This is a genomic window from Mesorhizobium sp. M1A.F.Ca.IN.022.07.1.1 (assembly GCF_003997575.1).
In the GTDB taxonomy this organism is placed as follows: domain Bacteria; phylum Pseudomonadota; class Alphaproteobacteria; order Rhizobiales; family Rhizobiaceae; genus Mesorhizobium.
In genome coordinates this window covers 1-17,209 of sequence record NZ_RZST01000097.1, presented here as the reverse complement: position 1 = coordinate 17,209, position 17,209 = coordinate 1, and the positions used below count along the sequence as shown (strand labels likewise).

Genomic DNA, 17,209 nt, shown 5'->3' with positions numbered 1-17,209 from the left:
GCTTTGCCTCCTCGACCGGCTTGCCGGCGATCGTAACCGCACCCTGCTTGATGAGGGCCTGCACGCGGCTGCGTGAGATCTCCGGGCCGAGCTGGGCGGTGAGCCACTGGTCGAGGCGCTTGCCTGCGGCATCGGCGCCGGCTTCCAGCTCCACCTTTCCATCCAACTCATCGCCCGGCAATTCATCCTGTCTCAAAATCGGGGCCCTATCAAAATCGAGGTCTCTTCGCTATGAGCGCTCATCGAAACCGTTGCGGATTGTTTAGTCATGGCCCGGCCGATCGCCGAAGAAGATGAGGAGAAGCCGCTCGACCCTGCGGCCGAAAAAGTGCGCCGGAAGCTCATCCGCTTCATGATCGTCAATCTCGGTCTTCTGTTCCTCGCCCTTATGGTGGTGATCGGAGCCCTTGTCTACAAAGCCCGCAATGCGCCCGGCGCCGGATCGGTGCATGCCGGCGATGTCCAGGCTCCGGCCGGCGCGCTCCTCTCCGGCGATATCGTGCTGCCGGTCGGCGCCAAGGTCGTCAGCCAGGCACTGTCCGGCAACCGCCTGTCGATCGATGCCGAGCTCGCCGACGGCAGCCGTTCCATCTTTCTCTACGACATTGCCGAGCGCCGCGTGATCGGCCAGTTCGCGATTCGCAACAAATGAGCGGCTTTGCCGATAACCGCAGCATTGCGACCGTGGCGCTCGTCGGCGAAAACTATGACGAGGCGATAGCCTGGTATGTCGAGCGGCTTGGCTTTGTGTTGAGCGAGGACGTCGACCTCGGCGGCGGCAAGCGCTGGGTGACGGTCACGCCGGCAAACAGGCAGGGCGCGCGGCTGCTCTTGGCGGCAGCCTCCGGCGAGAGGCAGGCAAGCCGCATCGGTGACCAGACCGGCGGCCGGGTGTTTCTTTTTCTCGAAACGGACGACTTCGCCCGCGACCATCAGGCGATGCTTGGCAGGGGCGTCGAATTCCGCGAGGCGCAGCGCTTCGAGCCCTATGGCACGGTGGCGGTGTTTGCCGATCTCTACGGCAATCTCTGGGATCTGATCGAGCCGAAACGGCAGGGTTGACGAGGGCAGTCCGCAAAGTCCGCGAACAGTCCGAAACCCCAGTTGCTTTTTTCCGGCCTTCATCCTATGTAGCCGGTTCTTGAGCGCGCCCATCGTCTAGCGGTCAGGACACCGCCCTCTCACGGCGGGAACAGGGGTTCGATTCCCCTTGGGCGTACCAAAGATTCCAATAATTTCGCTGCTTTGAACGACGACGCGTCGAATAGCGATCGAGAACCCTTGGCCAGGCAAGTCGTCCGTCGCGGGGTGTGAACTCGCGCGAAGGAACACACAGCACCGTCGGCCGTTTGCCTTTCTTTCAGTGAAAGGATGAGACATGCCGACACCCGCTGAGCTCGAAGCGAAATTCTGGAAAGCACTGAAATCTGACATGACGATGATGATCGGCCTCGACGGCTCCAACATCATCCCTCGGCCCATGACGGCACAACTGGAGAAGGACGATACCGGTCCGATCTGGTTTTTCACGGCGAAAGATACGGAGCTTCCGATGGGCCTTTCCGGCGGCGACCAGGCAACGGCCACGTTCGTCTCCAAGGGACATGACCTCTTCGCAACGGTGCAGGGCAAGCTTCGCGTCGACAATGATCGGGCTGTGATCGATCGGCTCTGGAGCCCCTATGTCGAAGCCTGGTTCGAGGGCGGCAAAGACGATCCGAAACTCACGCTGTTGCGCTTCGATCCGGACCGAGCCGAAATCTGGCTCGATGCGTCGAGCGTGGTTTCGGGCATCAAGATGCTGCTCGGATATGACCCGAAGCAGGAATACAAGGATAATGTCGCCAAGGTCGACCTTTAGGGGCCGGTCGCGACAGGCTTGGTAAGAAACGGCGTGGCTCAGTCATGCGATAGCGTCTAGGCACCGATTCGGCCTTGGCTACCATCCCAATTGGATTATCTGGGAAAGATCGGCGATGTCGCCATAGATCATCGAGCTTTTGATGAGAAAACACTTGCCATGCAAGACCTCGGACAGTGAGCTCGACGCGGTGCAAACCGGCAAAACTTTATGGCCATTGGCTTCGGTCGGGCCGATGCTGATGACGAGGAAAGCAATCGCAACGAGAGTCGTTCTGCTCATATCCAACCCCTCAAGCCTACTAGCTGCCAGGGCTGCAAAACCGGTTGCCTCCTCAAAGTAGCATCGGCAATGATGGGATTCATCGTATCGATTGGAGAAGCGGCTCATTCATCTGCCGTAGGCGCAAAGACGGATTAGCCCCCGCCTGTTCAGTGGCCTCCACCATGCAGGCTAACGCTTCTTTGTTTCCCAGCCGAACTACAACGCCTCGAATTGCCCACCACCAAGGCGCTTGAATTGCGAACTTCTTCAAAGCGTTCAGGAGCTTCACGACGTGCATCTATCGCGCTTGCTGAAAAAGGCGGCGCGGAACAGTGCAGCCTAAAGATGGGGGCGCCCGGCCTGTGGCATATCGGGGGACCTAGGGCAGACAGGCCGGGCCTTTTACCCCATGTGGGCAAGGGGCAAGTCTGTACTGGCGCCCGGCTGACATTAGAACTTTAGGCGTAGCTAATAAACGCCGTCGCGATTAATGAGCGCAAGCGAGGGACCTTTGGTTGCCTCTGCGGCTACACCCTGATGGGATTGACCGCTCATAGTCAGCACGCTCCCAAACGGAAGCGGCAAACCGCTCACCTGCGAAAGCGGGATGAGTTGCGCCTTGACCGTTGCAAGTCCTCGCGCTTCTCAAGACAGGCTTTTCGCAAACGCTGACGGACTTGGAGTGTGACCTTGCCGCGCCATCAACGCTGTGGTGGCACCGGATCGAGCAGGGTGACATCGTCGGGCCCCGCGGGTGGCAGTTCGCCATTGGGCGTCAGCTTGTTGACCGCCTCGGGCAAGTCCCTGGTTATCCTGGCTATCAGCTCATCGCGGGACAAGCCGGTCTGCATTGAAAGAGAAGCGAGCGTTTCGTCGTCTATTGCCGCCTCGACCTCTTTCGGCTCGATCGGCTGGTTGGGTCCGCTACTAACCCAAGAATCCACCTTGGAACCGGCTCCCGCATTTCTGAAGCGGTCGACAATATCCCCAAGCGCCGTCCCCGATACGCCTTTGGACAGCTGATCCAAGATCCCTCCCTGCAGACTGTTTGGATCGCGATTTCCCGCGCCACGGAGCAGCTCTCCGATCTTGTCGCGATTTTGGTAGGCGAGAATGCCCAATATGGCGACAGCCAGTCTTCCCAGGTTTGCCATTGATTGCCTCCCAGCAATTACAAGGGAAGAGCCGGTGATCACAAAGGTTCCGTCTAACGTGAAAAGTTTGCCGAGAGGCCAGCAAGCGAGGTCATCTTGCAATCAACAGGCTGGATCACGAGCCGCTTGATTTAGACGCATAAAGTCCTGGACGAAGGCCGCTCGGAAGGCCGCAAAAATCTCCGGTGGCACCCCCTTCAACCTGCTTGCCACTGGCGACAAGCCATACTGAAAGAATCCTGCTGGCCGCGATACCTATTGGCTTTTGTTCAGGAGCGTGGCGGGACCGAAAACCGGCAGCCGGGTCCTAGTGAAAAGAATGCCGGTACTCCTCGGCTAAATCAAACCGCGCTCGGAACAAAGGTGTCGGACGCTTGTTGGGTTTGCAGCACATCTGCCCAACTAGGAACTTCTCCATGAAAAATCGCCATCTACTGGTTGCGCTGACCACAGCCGCCGCCATCACATTTGCAGTGCCTGTCCTTGCCGCCGACGATGCCCAGGGGTTCGTCGACAAGGCTGCCAATGGGGGCATGTTCGAGGTCGAGTCGAGTAAGATCGCCCAAGCCAAAGCCCAGGATCAGGCGGTCAAAGACTTCGCCCAAAAGATGATCGACGATCATGGGGCGGCCAATGCAAAACTCGAAACGATTGCCGGCGAGCAGAAGCTCAAAGTGCCCGCCGAGACGGATGCCAAGCACAAGAGCGACCTCGACGCCCTTCAGAACGGCAAGGATCCGGTCGAAAAGACCTATGTGCAGATGCAGCGTGATGCGCACGCGGATGCCGTGGAGCTGTTCGTGAACTACGCCAAGGATGGCGACAATCCCCAGCTCAAGGCGTTCGCTTCGGAGACCTTGCCCACACTCAAAATGCATAAGGAAATGATCGAGAAGATCGCTTCCACCATGGACGATGAGACCGGCACGACGACGAGTTCGACAACTCCCGCCGTCACCACGACCGACACAAAAAATCCGGCTGCTCCGGTGCCAGGCGCCAATAGCTTCACCGAAGACCAGGCCAAGAGCCGGATCCAGGATGCCGGCTTCTCGGATGTCTCAGCGCTAACCAAGGACGATCAAGGCATCTGGCGCGGTCAGGCCACCAAGGACGGAAAGAAGACAACCGTGGCGCTCGATTATCAAGGCAACGTCGTTGCCGGCAGCAACTGAGAACGGATTGGAGTTCAACCATGAGAACCGTGACCGGACTATTTGACAATTATGACGACGCTTCCGATGCCGTCGGTGAACTCGAAGCAATCGGCGTTCCGCATTCCGACATCAGCATCGTCGCCAATAATTCGACCGGCTGGTACCAAGATGATCGCTCGAATGCCGCCGAAGATGCGGCTGGCGGTGCCGGTGTGGGTGCCCTCATTGGCGGCGCCGGCGGGTTGCTGACGGGGCTAGGGATCATGGCTATCCCAGGCGTGGGCCCTGTTGTCGCCGCAGGGTGGCTCGCCGCTACCGCTGCAGGCGCATTGGGAGGCGCAGTTGTCGGCGGGGCTGCCGGTGGCATCGTCGGAGCCCTTACCGACTCCGGGGTCCCGGAAAGGGATGCTCATGTCTACGCCGAAGGTGTGCGCCGCGGCGGGACGTTGGTCACGGCCAAGGTTAGCGACGCGTTGGCCGGCGAAGCCGAGAGCATCCTCGGTCAATCAAGATCGGTGAACTTGGAAGATCGCCGCAGTGCCTACGAAGCCGACGGTTGGACGAGCTTTGACGCTGGCGCCGAAAACTACACCGCCGACGAGATCGAACGCGATCGGGCGCGCTACGCAAATCGCGTTTGACCATATCGCCCCCAGGCGAAGGGCTTGGGGGCTTCACGCTCTGGCGCGTAGACAGCGCCTCCATGCCCGGAGCAACGCAGCTCGGTCCATCCGCTCAATAAAGTTCTCTGCGGCCTCGACGCGCGAGCCAGCTGTGATGCGGGGAGTGAAAAGTGATTTTGCGGCGCGCAACGCGCGGGTTACGCTATGTCACTTGCCAAAAGGAGGATGATGATGAAAGCCTTCCTCGGAACGATCTTAGCGCTGGGCCTGTCCGTCTCTGCAGCGTCAGCCAATTGCCCGGCACACGCGAAGGATCAAGCCTCAGTCGACGCGCAGCAGACGGCGAGTGTTGACAAGTCCGACACGTCAACATCGACGGAAATCAAGAAAGAAACCCCGGCGAAGTCGGAGTAGTGCTTCTTCTTCGAAGGTAGATTGAGAGAGTGTCCGCGCTGCGGGCCCCCGAAAGCCGGCTACCATGAAGAGCCATGCGGCGCGAGGACGGCGTGAGCGTCGCCGCTATCGCTGAGAAGCTTCGCTGATCGGCGACATGAAAGCGTAGCGGTGTCGCCAGTTCGGGCGTCTTCAAGGACGGTCTACAAATAGGGCTTCCGTCGGCTGCCGACGCTAAACCAAAAGTCTAAATGCCGGCTCGGGTCCGTTCACGAGACGCTCTCTCCAATAACAGCGACAGATGATGCAGGTGCATCAATTGGGCGTCTTCAAGCAACTGCAAAAAGCTGGACGCCTTGCATCGCGGCAACCGGCGGCGCTTTAGCGCAGCGATGCGCGCGCGCTGGCGCTTGATGTGCTGCTCGGCTCAGAACATGGCGTTCCGCCATTTGGATGTCGTCGGCCAAGGCCATGGTTGTAAAGAGGGGTGTCGGGCAGGCGGTTCCGCTGACCCGGCCGGCCATCGAGCATGGTGCAAAGAGAGCCTTGTGCATCCTCCTTGCGGCGGGCGATGACCTGCTGGGGCGATGCCGTGTCGCCGCTTCTGGCGCAACGCCTCGGATTGAATTAGCATCCGATAATCAAAGTTTCGGCCGCGATCCAGCAGGATGCGGATTGCGGAACCAAGGGGGAAGCCGTGCGGCGGTCGCCTGCCGGGCGCCGATTTAAAGGCTGCCTGACGCGGGGCCGGGAGGAGCCAATGCAAAAACTGCAGTCGCAAGGCGTCCATCACATCACGCTGGTCGGCGCCGATCGCCAGACCTCCATCGATTTCTGGGAAGGCGTGCTCGGCATGCCATTCATCTTCGAGCAGCCCAATCTCGACAAGGCGAGTGAAAGCCACCTTTATTTCGACCCGGGCGATGGCCGGCTGATCACCGTCTTCACCGACGAGAGCCGTAGCGCGGTCAAGCGGCGCACGCCGACCGATACCGGCTGTGTCCACCACATCGCGTTCTCGGTGTCGCGCGTGACGTTCGTGCAGGCAGTCGGCCGGCTCGACGAGCGCGCCATCAAGCACAGCGGCGTCAAGGATCGCGGCTTCATGGATTCGATCTATTTCGAGGATCCGCTTGGGCTGCTGATCGAGCTTGCCTCCTACCGGTTCGAGCCGCCCGCGGGCTTCAGCCATGCCGACGTGCTGATGGCGGCGCACAAGATCCGCGTTGCGCGCGGCGACTACAATATCGCCGAGGCGCACCTTGCCGACGCCATCCAGGCGCTGGTCGAGCGATCGCGCGAAACATTGTCCGAGAACCGGGCGGCGAAAAATCCATACTGAACAGGTCAGAGGGAGGACCAGATGGCAAAGGCTGCAACGAAGGGAACGAAGAAGGCCGCCGCCAAGCCGGCAGCGAAGATGGCAAAGCCGGCGGCAAAGGTGACTGCCGCCAAGATGTCGGCCAACGCAGTCAAGCCGGGCGCAAAAGCCGCGCCTAAAGCGACGGCAAAAGCCGCGTCTAAAGCAACGGCAAAGGCAGCGTTTAAAGCCAAGGCGAAGCCGGCGAAGAAGCCCGCGGTCAAGCTCAGCATGCTAAGGCCCAGCGTCAACAACATGACGGTCCGGGTGTTCACGCGAGCGGCCGGGCTCGACCATGCCGAGACCGACGCCTGGGGCCTGACGCGCACGCCGGAATTCCTGGCGCGGAACCCGGCGCATCTGACTCCGATGATCGAGGACAAAGGACTTCCCAGAGGCGTGCTTTGGGAAAGCTGCGCAATCATGCAGTACCTCGCCAACAAGCACGGGCTGGACAAGTTCTATCCGAAGGCGCCGGCCAAGCGGGCGATGGTCGACAGCGCCATGTTCTACCTGGTCGGAACGCTCTATCCCTATGTGGCCAGGGCCACTTATCCGGCACTTGGCTTTCCGCAATATGCCGGCGAGGTCGGCCACAGCGATGCCCATCCCGACAAGAAATCGGAGGCGCAAAAGGCTGCCATCGCCGCAATCGCCGAGCCGCTGGAGGTCTTTCATAGCTTCTTCAGGGACGGCAAGCCTTTCATCGGCGGCAACAACCCCTCGATCGCCGACATCCGTCTGGCGGCGACACTGGAGTTTCTGGCGGTCATCGACTATGCGCTGCCCAGCTGGGCGAAGGACTATATGGCTGCGATCGAGAAGAAGCTCGGCAAGGCCTATGCTGAGCCGGCCGGCGACGTGCGCGGCTACATCGCCCATGTGAAGGCCCAGGCCACGGCTTAAGAAATGCGCGAGGTTTAGGGTTTCGTTAACCAAACCCTTGTCTAGTGTCTCGGTCCTCGCTGCGACCACGGATGTACTGGCGCGATTGCCGAGGAGAAGGAAAGGTCGGCTCAGCGCCGGCCTTTTTGCTTTTCCGCCGGCGCGCCAGCGTCACGGCAGCATGATTTTATCGGGTGCCGGCGCGGTTGAAATTCTATTGTCATCCGCGTCGTTGATCGTACCATGCGAACGGGCGAAAGCGGCGAGGACAAAGCCATGAGAAGCACGGCTAGACTTTCAGCGATCGCAGGCGCGCTGCTGGCGATGCCTTTTCCGGCAGATGCCGCATCGCTCAACACGATGAACGAGGTCGGCGCCGCGCTGCAGGCGTGCTGGACGCCGCCGGCCGAAGCCGGAACTGCCTCGGTCACCTTGAGCTTCAGCTTCAAGCGCGACGGCACGCTGATCGGCCCGCCGAAGCCAACGGCCATCAAGGTCAACGGGGATGACAAGGCGCGTCAGGCCTATGTCGACGCGGCCACCGCCGCCCTGCGAAATTGCCTGCCGCTCAGCTTTTCGCCGGACCTCGCAAAAGGAATTCCCGGGAAGATCTTTACGCTTCAATTCAATTCGCCGAAGGACAACGCCAAAGCAATTCAGCAGTAGAACTGCCAAGTTGCTCAGTTTCGCCTTCGCCGATTTCCAACAGAAAACGGCTATGCTTTCTAGGTGGCGCTTTGTTGCTGGACAGCGCTACGCCGGATTGCGCCTGCGGCGGGCATTGGCGTGTTTTTCCAGTTGCGGCATTTCGAAGACGTAGTCGCTCCAGGCCGATTCCGGAATTTGGCCGGCCAGATAGCATTCCAACAATAGATTTTGCTCGGGTGTCAGACGCCTCGGGGCCCGCTCGTGATCCAGTCCGAGCGAATGGATCAGGTTTCTGGTCAGGCCTGAGACGGTGAAATGAACAGACATCTTCGCTCCCCTTCGTGCTGCGCCGATAACGCCAGACGCCACACAAAGGTTTCACGCGCAGTGAGGAAACACGCGATCTTATCGTAGCTGCTACGCTACTCGCAGACGACGCGATAGCGCTTGCCGGGTTCGCTGACATTCCGGCAGGCGAGCGCCTTCTGTGGCTGGGAGGACGCATCAGCCAAATCCGGCTGAAAGGAAGGGGCCGTCGAAACACGTCTTCGACTGGGGGAACTCACCGGGGCGATCGGCGGCTGAGGAAACACGTCCGTCGCGATCTGCCTCGAGGCTGTTGTTCCTGGCGGGGCCTTGTCCCAAATGCGCCTGACGTCCATCCGGCTTGGAATGATGACGGTTCCGTCGTCGCTGCGCGTGCAGCCGCTTGCCGCGAGCAGCGCCGGACAGAGAACAAAAGTCAGCATTCGACCAAGCATCAGCTATACCCCCACCGATTTTATAGCCCGGCAGCGGTGGGTTCGCCAACGGACGGATTACCGCAGCGAGGTCGGACCGGCGTCCGCCTAAAACCCGTTAACGGCAACGGGCGTGTTCGGTTGCGAATCGTTAAGGTTAGCCGATCGTTAATGCTTGTCGGGCACATTCCGCCGACGAACCGGGAGGGTTCGGCCTGGGGGTAGGGATGGCGGATAGGGACGGTACTTTCGAGATGGGCGCCGCCCGTTCTTTCGAAGGCGCGGTCGAGCGCGGCGAGGCGGCGGTCCCCCGCGCCCCCGATCAGCATGCGGCCGCGACCTCGGAAGCGCTTGCCAATCTTCGCCTGATGGTCGATTCGATGCCGATCGGCGTCATTGTCCTCGATGCCGACCTCAGGGCGGAGATCATCAACCGCGCCTTCTACGACTTCTGGAAGATCGATCCGCTTCGCGCCACTGCCGGCTGCGGCTTCCGCGAGCTGATGGAGGCCAGCCGCGACGCCGACCCCTATGGTGCCGACGAGGTGGGCTGGCAACGCCACATCGCCGAGCGCGAGGCCGAAATCCGGGCAGGCGTTGCCGGTTCCAGGCAGTTGCCGCGCAATGACGGCCGCGTGCTGATCGCCTCGCTGGCACCGCTTGCCGGCGGCAAGCGTCTGATCTCCTATGTCGACATCACCGACATGAAGCATCGCGAGACCGAGGCAGAGGATGCGCGCAAGAATCTCGCCACGGTGCTGGAGTCGCTGCCGGCCGGCGTCATCATCTATGACCGCCACGATGAATTCGTCTTCGCCAACCGCAAGCTGCATGACAGTTTGCCGGCGCTGAAGCCGGCCTGGCAGCCGGGCCGCACCTTACGCGAGGCGCTCGCTCTCGGTCATTCCGCCGGCTATTTCCGGTCGAGCGGCGACGTCGAGATCGACAATGTCTACGGTGTCGACAAAGAACGCTGGCTCGACGCGATGCTGAAGCGTTACCACCTGCCCAATTCGTCCTATGAGCGGCTCAATCCCGACGGTCGCTGGTCCCAGGTCTACGACATGAGAGCGGACGACGGCACATTCATAGGGGTGCGCGTCGACATTTCCGATCTCAAGGCCCGCGAGAAGGCGCTGCGCGAGTCGATGCGGCAGATCGACCTTTACCGGCATGTCATGGACGAATTGCCGGTGGCGGCGTTCATCAAGGCCGAGGATCTTACGATCGAGTTCGTCAACAAGGCCTGGTGCGCGCTGACCGGCATTGCCAAGGAAGACGTCATCGGCAAGACGGACCGGCAGCTTTTCGGCGCCGAGGACGCCGAAAGCTACAGCCATGACGATGCCGAGGTCATCGCGACCGGCAAGGGGCGCGAAGTCGAGGAGCCTGTCAGCCATCGCGACGGCACGGTGCGGCAGCTGATGACGCGCAAGAGCCGCCTCGTCGCGACCGACGGATCGGTGCATCTGGTCGGTTCCAGCACCGACATCACCGAGGTCAAGGCGCGCGAGCGGGCGCTCAAGGAAAGCATGAGCGAGAACGAGGTGTTCCGCAACCTGATCGACAACGTGCCGGTGTCGATCTACGCGAAGCGTTCGGATCTAAGGCAATTCTACGTCAACAAGGGCTGGTGCGATCTCACCGGCTTCAGCAAGGAAGAGGCGATCGGCAAGACCGACGTCGAGATCTTCGGCGCGGACGGCGAAGCTTTCGTCGCCGGCGACCTGGCGGTGCTGCGCACCGGCGAGACGCAGGAGATCGAAGAACAGGTGACGCTGCCGGACGGCAGCGTGCGTCACCAGTTCGCGCGCAAGGGCGCGATGATCGCGTCCGACGGTTCGCTCTATCTGATCGGGTCGACCACGGACATTACGGAACTGAAACAGCGCGAGGCCGAGCTCAGCGAGGCGCGCCGGCGTGCCGTGCTTGCCGACCGCGCCAAGTCGGAGTTCCTCGCCAATATGAGCCACGAGATCCGTACGCCGATGAACGGCGTGCTCGGCATGGCCGAGTTGCTCGCAAAGTCGGACCTCGACCCAAAGCAGAGGACGTTCACCAACATCATCGTCAAATCGGGCAACGCGTTGCTCACCATCATCAACGACATCCTCGACTTCTCCAAGATCGACGCCGGCCAGCTCGTGCTCGACCCGGCGCCCTTCAACCTTGCCGAGGCGATCGAGGATGTGGCGACGCTGGTGTCGACCCGCGCCAAGGAAAAGGACCTCGAGCTCATCGTTCGCGTCCAGCCCGGGCTCGACGGGCAGTTCGTCGGCGACGTCGGCCGGATCCGACAGATCGTCACCAACCTGCTCGGCAATGCGGTGAAGTTCACCGACAAGGGCCATGTGCTGGTCGACGTGACCGGCGAGCGCGTTCCGTCGGGGACGAAGCTCGCCATCTCGGTCACCGATACCGGCATCGGCATTCCCGAAGACAAGCTGAAGCTGGTGTTCGAGAAATTCAGCCAGGTCGACACCTCCTCGACAAGACGGCACGAGGGCACCGGGCTCGGCCTTGCCATCACCTCGCGGCTGGTCGAGCTGATGGGCGGCGAGATCGGCGTCGACAGCGCCGAGGGCAAGGGCTCGACCTTCTGGTTCACCGTCACGCTGCCGCGGGCCGAGCGAGGCGGGCAGCGGATCATGCCGGTCGACGTGACCGGCGCGCGCGTGCTGATCGTCGACGACAATGCCGTCAACCGCGCGATCCTCAGCGAGCAGATGGCTTCGTGGACCTTCGATTCCTGCGCGGCCGAAAGCGGCGCCGAGGGACTGAAGGTGCTGATTGCGGCTGCCGCCTACGGCGTGCCTGTCGACTGCGTCGTGCTCGACTACCAGATGCCGGGCATGACCGGCGCCGAAATGGCGCGCATCGTGCGCAACACCGCCGGCCTCGCGCACACGCCGATCATCATGCTGACCTCGGTCGACCAGTCGCTCGCCAGCGCCGCCTACCGCGATCTCGGCATCGATGCGCAGCTGATCAAGCCGGCGCGTTCCTCGATCTTGCTGGAGACGCTGGTCGCCACCATCCAGCGTCATCGCCACAGCACGGCGGCCATCCATCCGGCCTTGACCGGCGACGTCGAGACCGGGGCCGGCGCGCCGCAGGCGTCCACGGCGCAGGCGACGGCGGCGGATCGCGTCCTGCTGCAGCCGCCGCCGGCGCGTGCCCGTCCACGCCTGGCCGGCGCGGAGGCCGGGCTCGACATTCTCGTCGCCGAGGACAACGAGGTGAACCAGATGGTGTTCACGCAAATCCTGGGCGAGACTGGATACCAGTTCGAAATCGTCGGCAACGGCCGCAAGGCGCTGGACGCCTTCGGCAGGCTGAACCCGCGCATGATCCTGATGGATGTGTCGATGCCCGAGATGAGCGGCCTGGAGGCGACCGCGGCCATCCGCCGGCTCGAAGCCGAGATGGGCACGCATGTGCCGATCGTCGGCGTCACCGCGCATGCGTTGAAGGGCGACCGCGAGCGCTGCCTGGAAGCCGGCATGGACGATTACCTGCCGAAGCCGATCAGCCCGAAGGCACTGCTCGAGAAGCTTGAAAGATGGCTCGGGTCGGACGCGGAAGTCCGCCGCAGCGCCGGATAACAGCCTTTCTGCGCGGCCGTTCACGGCGTCGTCGATGAGGTCCGTCGGCGGGCGTCCAACGCAGACATATGGTGTGATCGCACCATACAAAACGAAGGCCAGGTCAGGACAATGGCTGCTGTCGATTCCGCCCTTCGGTTACGGGCGGGAGCAGCGACCGCCGACAAGGAACAGCGTCGACTCTACCCCAACGGACCTGTTTTCGGCGATGGCCAGGCCATGATCCGCTCTGGCGCACAGGCAACGCGCTCTCGTCCGGATTTTATTTCCCGGCGGCCGGAGATCCGGCCGCCGGGATAATTTTTGATTCAAAAGTCGGACAAGCTACTGATTCCCGCGGCAAACTTCGGCTGGGTCCGCAAATGGCAGCCGCAGGCCCCCCAAGGCATCCCCGTTCAGGCGTTACCGGGCTGACACGAAACTGTCATGCGACTGTAATAATCGAAGTCTATTGCGCTCGTCAGGCGCCGATAGGAAGGGTGCCGAAAGACCACATTCCGAACAGGAGCAGGCCACATGAGATATTTCATCCGCTCGGCGGCCGTTGCGATCGCAATGGCTGCGGCATCCACGCTTTCCCTCTCCGCCGCTATGGCGGCCGACATCTCCGGTGCCGGCGCTACCTTCCCCTATCCGATCTATGCCAAGTGGGCCGACGCCTACAAAAAGGAGACCGGCATCGGTCTCAACTATCAGTCGATCGGCTCCGGCGGCGGCATCAAGCAGATCAAGGCCAAGACCGTGACCTTCGGCGCCTCGGACGCGCCGCTCAAGGGCGAGGATCTCAAGTCGACCGGGCTCGCGCAGTTCCCGATGGTGATGGGCGGCATCGTTCCGGTTGTCAACCTCGAAGGTGTCAAGCCAGGCGAACTGGTGCTCGACGGCCCGACGCTGGCCGACATCTTCGTCGGCGAGATCACCAACTGGAACGACGAGGCGATCAAGAAGCTCAACCCCGACGTCAAGCTGCCCGACCAGGCGATCGCGGTCGTCCACCGTTCGGACGGCTCGGGCACCACGTTCAACTTCAGCTACTATCTGGCCGAAGTCAGCGCCGACTGGAAGTCGAAGGTCGGCGTCAATACCGCGCTCGAGTGGCCGGTGGGCATCGGCGCCAAGGGCAACGAAGGCGTCGCCAATAACGTAGCGCAGACCGGTGGCGCGATCGGCTATGTCGAGTATGCCTATGCCAAGCAGAACAAGCTCACCTATACCGACCTGATCAATAAGGACGGCAAGAAGGTAGAGCCGACCGCTGCCGCGTTCTCGGCCGCTGCGGCCAATGCCGACTGGAGCTCCAAGCCTGGCTACGGCGTCATCCTGGCCAACCAGGCTGGTGCTGCAAGCTGGCCGATGACCTCCGCGACCTGGATCCTCGTCTACCAGAAGCCCGACGATGCTGCGGCCACCACCGAAGCGCTCAAGTTCTTCGCCTGGTCCTACGCCAAGGGTGACGACATGGCCGCCGAGCTGGACTATGTTCCGATGCCCGACGCGGTCGTGAAGAGCGTCGAGGAAATGTGGAGCAAGGACATCGTCGACAGCAACGGCAAGCCGCTCTACTCCGGCATGTAATTCCTCCGGAGTAAGGAGGGCGCCTCGGGCGCCCTCCTGTCTCTTTCGAAATGCGAGGGGCAAATGACAGCCGTTTCCGAAGCCGTGACATCGTCCGCCATACGGACCAGGGAAGCGACGGTGCGCCGCTTCGCCCTGACCGACACGATCTTCCGAACGGTCACGCGCCTCTCCGCCATACTCGTGCTGCTTCTTCTCGGCGGCGTCGCGGTCTCGCTGATCGCCGGCTCGTGGGAGGCGCTGTCGAAGTTCGGCTTCTCCTTCCTCACCACTGAATCCTGGAATCCGGTCACCGAGAATTTCGGCGCGCTCGCGCCCATCTACGGCACCGTCGTCACCTCGGCCATCGCCATCCTCATTGCCGTGCCGATCGGCATCGGCATCGCCGTCTTCCTGACCGAGCTCTGCCCGCGCCCGCTCAGGCGCCCGATCGGCATCGCGGTCGAGCTGCTCGCCGGCATTCCCTCGATCATTTACGGCATCTGGGGCCTGTTCGTCTTCGCGCCATTCCTGCAGACGACGGTACAGCCATTCATCATCAATCTTTTCCACGGCATACCGGGTCTCGCCAGCCTGTTTGCCGGTCCGCCCTACGGCATCGGCCTCCTGACGTCGTCGCTGATCCTCGCCATCATGGTGCTGCCCTTCATCACCTCGATCACCAAGGACGTGTTCGACACGGTGCCAGCGGTGCTGAAGGAATCGGCCTACGGCATCGGCTGCACGACCTGGGAAGTGACCCGGCGTGTGGTCATTCCCTATACGCGGGTCGGCATCATGGGCGGCGTCATGCTCGGTCTTGGCCGCGCGCTCGGCGAGACGATGGCCGTCACCTTCGTCATCGGCAATGCGCACCGCATCAGCGCCTCGCTTTTTGCGCCCGGCACGACGATCTCGGCGACCATCGCCAACGAATTCACCGAAGCCGACGGCGAGCTTTACACGTCCTCACTGGTGGCGCTCGGACTGATCCTGTTCATCATCACCTTCATCATCCTCGCGCTCGCACGCTACATGCTGTTGCGCATCGATAGCCGCACGGGAGCCTGACCGATGTCGACAGCCGCATCGCTCCACCGAAGCCGGAAGCGCAAGAACGCCGTGATGATGGCGCTCTGCACCATAGCGGCGGGCATCGGCCTCGTCTGGCTGGCGCTGATCCTCGGCGCCCTTCTCTATAAGGGGCTCTCGGGTGTCTCGCTTTCGGTGTTCACGGAAATGACGCCGCCGCCCGGCGACGCCGGCGGCCTGCTCAACGCCATTTACGGCAGCATCGTGATGACCGTGATCGGCATCGTCGTCGGCACGCCGATCGGCGTGCTCGCCGGAACCTATATGGCCGAGTACGGGCGCTTCTCGCGCCTCACGACGGTGGTGCGCTTCATCAACGACATCCTGTTGTCGGCGCCATCGATCATTGTCGGCCTGTTCGTCTACGAGCTGATGGTGCGGCCGTTGGGTCATTTCTCGGCGATCGCCGGCGCGGTGGCGCTGTCGATCCTGGTGATCCCCGTCGTCGTGCGCACCACCGAGGACATGCTGAACCTTGTGCCCAACGCGCTGCGCGAGGCCGGCACCGCCATCGGCGCGCCGCGCTGGGTGGTGATCCGCTCGGTCGCCTATCGCGCCGCACTGTCCGGCATCGTCACCGGTATATTGCTGGCGATCGCCCGGATTTCGGGCGAGACGGCGCCGCTGCTCTTCACCGCGCTCAACAACCAGTTCTGGTCGAGCAATCTCAACGCGCCGATGGCCAGCCTGCCGGTGACCATCTTCCAGTTTGCGCTGAGCCCTTATGAGGAATGGCAGCAACTGGCCTGGACGGGCGCACTGATAATCACCCTGACGGTTCTCGGGCTGAGCATCTTCGCCCGCAGCCTTACCGGACGCAGAGAGGACAGATGAAACCGATGTTGTCCACCGACCTGAACGTAGCCGAGACGACCGCCGAGAAGGCCAAGATCGAAGTCAAGAACCTCAACTTCTACTATGGCCAGTCGAAGGCGCTGAAGGACATCAACCTGTCGCTGCCCGAGCGCAGCGTCACCGCCTTCATCGGACCTTCGGGCTGCGGAAAGTCGACGCTGCTGCGCGTGCTCAACCGCATCTACGAGCTCTACCCGAAGCAGAGCGCCGAAGGCCAGGTGCTGCTCGACGGCAAGAACATCCTCGACCGTTCGCAGGACCTCAACCTGCTCAGGACCAAGATCGGCATGGTGTTCCAGAAGCCGACGCCGTTCCCGATGTCGATCTACGAGAACATCGCCTTCGGCGTCAGGCTGTATGAGAAGATCAGCAAGGCCGAGATGGACAATCGCGTCGAACAGGCGCTGAAGCGCGCCGCGCTGTGGAACGAGGTCAAGGACAAGCTCAACGCCAGTGGCCAGAGCCTTTCGGGCGGCCAGCAGCAGCGGCTCTGCATCGCCCGCACGGTGGCGGTGAAGCCGGAGGTCATCCTGCTCGACGAGCCGGCATCGGCGCTCGATCCGCTCTCGACCGCCAAGATCGAGGAGCTGATCGACGAGCTGCAGGCCGACTACACGATCGTGATCGTCACCCACAACATGCAGCAGGCGGCGCGCGTCTCGCGGCAGACGGCGTTCATGTATCTCGGCGAGCTGATCGAATTCGACCGGACCGAAAAGATTTTCACCTCGCCCCGCGAGAAGCGCACGCAGGACTACATCACCGGCCGCTTCGGCTGAGTTCATACGAGGACATAACCATGGCCCATACGGTCGCTTCCTTCGACGAGGATCTGAGGCAGATCAGCCAGCTCATCCGCGACATGGGCGATCTTGCCGGCTCGATGGTCGGCGCGTCGACCAAGGCTCTGCTGAATTCCGACAACGCGCTGGCGCAGCGCGTGGTCTCCGACGATGCCATCATGGACGCGCGCCAACGCGAGCTCGACGATCGCGCCATCACGCTGATTGCCAAACGC

General features: G+C 62.0%; 19 protein-coding genes and 1 tRNA gene. 16 read left to right on the top strand and 4 right to left on the bottom strand.

What is annotated here, in order from left to right; translation table 11 throughout:
* The coding region (locus EOA75_RS13660) for a S4 domain-containing protein (protein ID WP_281058529.1) at nucleotides 1-181 on the bottom strand (181 nt) is incomplete at its 3' end.
* An 87-nt stretch (nucleotides 182-268) separates the two neighbouring features.
* Here EOA75_RS13660 and EOA75_RS13655 point away from each other — a divergent pair.
* From EOA75_RS13655 to EOA75_RS13640, 4 genes are all read left to right on the top strand, one after another.
* Nucleotides 269-652, top strand: coding sequence for a fimbrial protein (locus EOA75_RS13655; protein WP_127324425.1), 384 nt, complete (start codon nucleotides 269-271; stop codon nucleotides 650-652).
* Nucleotides 649-1,062 carry a VOC family protein gene (locus tag EOA75_RS13650; protein ID WP_127324424.1) on the top strand — a complete coding sequence of 138 codons (414 nt, stop codon included), beginning with the start codon at nucleotides 649-651 and terminating at the stop codon, nucleotides 1,060-1,062. The genes EOA75_RS13655 and EOA75_RS13650 overlap by 4 nt, the downstream gene beginning before the upstream one ends.
* An 85-nt stretch (nucleotides 1,063-1,147) precedes the next feature.
* A tRNA-Glu gene (locus EOA75_RS13645) sits at nucleotides 1,148-1,222 on the top strand.
* Nucleotides 1,223-1,378: 156 nt separating this feature from the next.
* On the top strand, nucleotides 1,379-1,861 hold the full coding sequence (locus EOA75_RS13640) for a pyridoxamine 5'-phosphate oxidase family protein (protein ID WP_127215032.1): 483 nt from the start codon (nucleotides 1,379-1,381) through the stop codon (nucleotides 1,859-1,861).
* A gap of 78 nt (nucleotides 1,862-1,939) precedes the next feature.
* On the opposite strand, the gene EOA75_RS13635 is transcribed toward EOA75_RS13640, so the two are convergent.
* Both EOA75_RS13635 and EOA75_RS13630 read right to left on the bottom strand, forming a co-directional pair.
* Complete coding sequence (locus tag EOA75_RS13635; RefSeq protein ID WP_245466624.1) at nucleotides 1,940-2,251, bottom strand: hypothetical protein; 312 nt, start codon at nucleotides 2,249-2,251, stop codon at nucleotides 1,940-1,942.
* A 575-nt stretch (nucleotides 2,252-2,826) separates the two neighbouring features.
* Entirely contained in the window at nucleotides 2,827-3,279 is a 453-nt protein-coding gene (locus EOA75_RS13630; protein ID WP_067319306.1) for a YidB family protein, read from the bottom strand.
* A 416-nt stretch (nucleotides 3,280-3,695) separates the two neighbouring features.
* Between EOA75_RS13630 and EOA75_RS13625 the strand changes: the two genes are divergently transcribed.
* The 6 genes from EOA75_RS13625 to EOA75_RS13600 all read left to right on the top strand — a co-directional run bounded on the left by EOA75_RS13625 (nucleotide 3,696) and on the right by EOA75_RS13600 (nucleotide 8,363).
* A complete protein-coding gene (locus EOA75_RS13625; protein ID WP_127240972.1) occupies nucleotides 3,696-4,454 on the top strand; it encodes a DUF4142 domain-containing protein in 759 nt (252 codons plus the stop codon).
* A 20-nt stretch (nucleotides 4,455-4,474) separates the two neighbouring features.
* Nucleotides 4,475-5,077: a hypothetical protein gene (locus tag EOA75_RS13620; protein WP_067002074.1), complete on the top strand. Its 603-nt coding sequence runs from the start codon at nucleotides 4,475-4,477 to the stop codon at nucleotides 5,075-5,077.
* Nucleotides 5,078-5,290: 213 nt separating this feature from the next.
* Complete coding sequence (locus EOA75_RS13615) at nucleotides 5,291-5,473, top strand: hypothetical protein (RefSeq protein WP_067002221.1); 183 nt, start codon at nucleotides 5,291-5,293, stop codon at nucleotides 5,471-5,473.
* A gap of 739 nt (nucleotides 5,474-6,212) precedes the next feature.
* Complete coding sequence (locus EOA75_RS13610) at nucleotides 6,213-6,794, top strand: VOC family protein (protein WP_127324423.1); 582 nt, start codon at nucleotides 6,213-6,215, stop codon at nucleotides 6,792-6,794.
* A gap of 21 nt (nucleotides 6,795-6,815) precedes the next feature.
* Nucleotides 6,816-7,718 (top strand): glutathione S-transferase family protein, encoded by a 903-nt coding sequence (locus EOA75_RS13605; RefSeq protein WP_067319300.1) that lies wholly within the window; start codon nucleotides 6,816-6,818, stop codon nucleotides 7,716-7,718.
* Between the two features lie 255 nt (nucleotides 7,719-7,973).
* On the top strand, nucleotides 7,974-8,363 hold the full coding sequence (locus tag EOA75_RS13600) for a hypothetical protein (RefSeq protein WP_067002225.1): 390 nt from the start codon (nucleotides 7,974-7,976) through the stop codon (nucleotides 8,361-8,363).
* 87 nt (nucleotides 8,364-8,450) lie between these two features.
* Here the strand turns inward: EOA75_RS13600 and EOA75_RS13595 are convergent, their stop codons facing one another.
* Nucleotides 8,451-8,672 (bottom strand): hypothetical protein, encoded by a 222-nt coding sequence (locus EOA75_RS13595; protein WP_067319298.1) that lies wholly within the window; start codon nucleotides 8,670-8,672, stop codon nucleotides 8,451-8,453.
* Nucleotides 8,673-9,312: 640 nt separating this feature from the next.
* Between EOA75_RS13595 and EOA75_RS13585 the strand changes: the two genes are divergently transcribed.
* The 6 genes from EOA75_RS13585 to EOA75_RS13560 form a co-directional block, all read left to right on the top strand.
* Nucleotides 9,313-12,690 carry a response regulator gene (locus EOA75_RS13585; protein WP_245466623.1) on the top strand — a complete coding sequence of 1,126 codons (3,378 nt, stop codon included), beginning with the start codon at nucleotides 9,313-9,315 and terminating at the stop codon, nucleotides 12,688-12,690.
* A 516-nt stretch (nucleotides 12,691-13,206) separates the two neighbouring features.
* The gene (pstS, locus tag EOA75_RS13580; RefSeq protein WP_127215254.1) at nucleotides 13,207-14,265 is read left to right on the top strand and encodes a phosphate ABC transporter substrate-binding protein PstS; all 1,059 of its coding nucleotides are present in this window, start codon (nucleotides 13,207-13,209) and stop codon (nucleotides 14,263-14,265) included.
* A gap of 63 nt (nucleotides 14,266-14,328) precedes the next feature.
* Nucleotides 14,329-15,315, top strand: a complete 987-nt coding sequence (gene pstC, locus EOA75_RS13575; protein ID WP_095824035.1) for a phosphate ABC transporter permease subunit PstC — start codon at nucleotides 14,329-14,331, stop codon at nucleotides 15,313-15,315.
* A gap of 3 nt (nucleotides 15,316-15,318) precedes the next feature.
* Complete coding sequence (gene pstA, locus EOA75_RS13570) at nucleotides 15,319-16,170, top strand: phosphate ABC transporter permease PstA (RefSeq protein ID WP_127215255.1); 852 nt, start codon at nucleotides 15,319-15,321, stop codon at nucleotides 16,168-16,170.
* Nucleotides 16,167-16,970, top strand: coding sequence for a phosphate ABC transporter ATP-binding protein PstB (gene pstB / locus EOA75_RS13565; RefSeq protein WP_067002093.1), 804 nt, complete (start codon nucleotides 16,167-16,169; stop codon nucleotides 16,968-16,970). Before pstA ends, pstB begins: the two co-directional genes overlap by 4 nt.
* A gap of 20 nt (nucleotides 16,971-16,990) precedes the next feature.
* Nucleotides 16,991-17,209 (top strand): PhoU domain-containing protein (locus tag EOA75_RS13560; RefSeq protein WP_281058528.1); only part of this gene is annotated, 219 nt, incomplete at its 3' end.

Coding starts and splice junctions, on each gene's coding strand:
- EOA75_RS13615 (WP_067002221.1), top strand. CDS start 5,291: ATGAAAGCCTTCCTCGGAACGATCTTAGCGCTGGGCCTGTCCGTCTCT.
- EOA75_RS13600 (WP_067002225.1), top strand. CDS start 7,974: ATGAGAAGCACGGCTAGACTTTCAGCGATCGCAGGCGCGCTGCTGGCG.
- EOA75_RS13625 (WP_127240972.1), top strand. CDS start 3,696: ATGAAAAATCGCCATCTACTGGTTGCGCTGACCACAGCCGCCGCCATC.
- pstS (WP_127215254.1), top strand. CDS start 13,207: ATGAGATATTTCATCCGCTCGGCGGCCGTTGCGATCGCAATGGCTGCG.
- EOA75_RS13640 (WP_127215032.1), top strand. CDS start 1,379: ATGCCGACACCCGCTGAGCTCGAAGCGAAATTCTGGAAAGCACTGAAA.
- EOA75_RS13605 (WP_067319300.1), top strand. CDS start 6,816: ATGGCAAAGGCTGCAACGAAGGGAACGAAGAAGGCCGCCGCCAAGCCG.
- EOA75_RS13620 (WP_067002074.1), top strand. CDS start 4,475: ATGAGAACCGTGACCGGACTATTTGACAATTATGACGACGCTTCCGAT.
- EOA75_RS13655 (WP_127324425.1), top strand. CDS start 269: ATGGCCCGGCCGATCGCCGAAGAAGATGAGGAGAAGCCGCTCGACCCT.
- EOA75_RS13595 (WP_067319298.1), bottom strand. CDS start 8,672: ATGTCTGTTCATTTCACCGTCTCAGGCCTGACCAGAAACCTGATCCAT.
- EOA75_RS13635 (WP_245466624.1), bottom strand. CDS start 2,251: ATGAGCCGCTTCTCCAATCGATACGATGAATCCCATCATTGCCGATGC.
- EOA75_RS13610 (WP_127324423.1), top strand. CDS start 6,213: ATGCAAAAACTGCAGTCGCAAGGCGTCCATCACATCACGCTGGTCGGC.
- pstC (WP_095824035.1), top strand. CDS start 14,329: ATGACAGCCGTTTCCGAAGCCGTGACATCGTCCGCCATACGGACCAGG.
- EOA75_RS13585 (WP_245466623.1), top strand. CDS start 9,313: ATGGCGGATAGGGACGGTACTTTCGAGATGGGCGCCGCCCGTTCTTTC.
- EOA75_RS13630 (WP_067319306.1), bottom strand. CDS start 3,279: ATGGCAAACCTGGGAAGACTGGCTGTCGCCATATTGGGCATTCTCGCC.
- pstB (WP_067002093.1), top strand. CDS start 16,167: ATGAAACCGATGTTGTCCACCGACCTGAACGTAGCCGAGACGACCGCC.
- pstA (WP_127215255.1), top strand. CDS start 15,319: ATGTCGACAGCCGCATCGCTCCACCGAAGCCGGAAGCGCAAGAACGCC.
- EOA75_RS13650 (WP_127324424.1), top strand. CDS start 649: ATGAGCGGCTTTGCCGATAACCGCAGCATTGCGACCGTGGCGCTCGTC.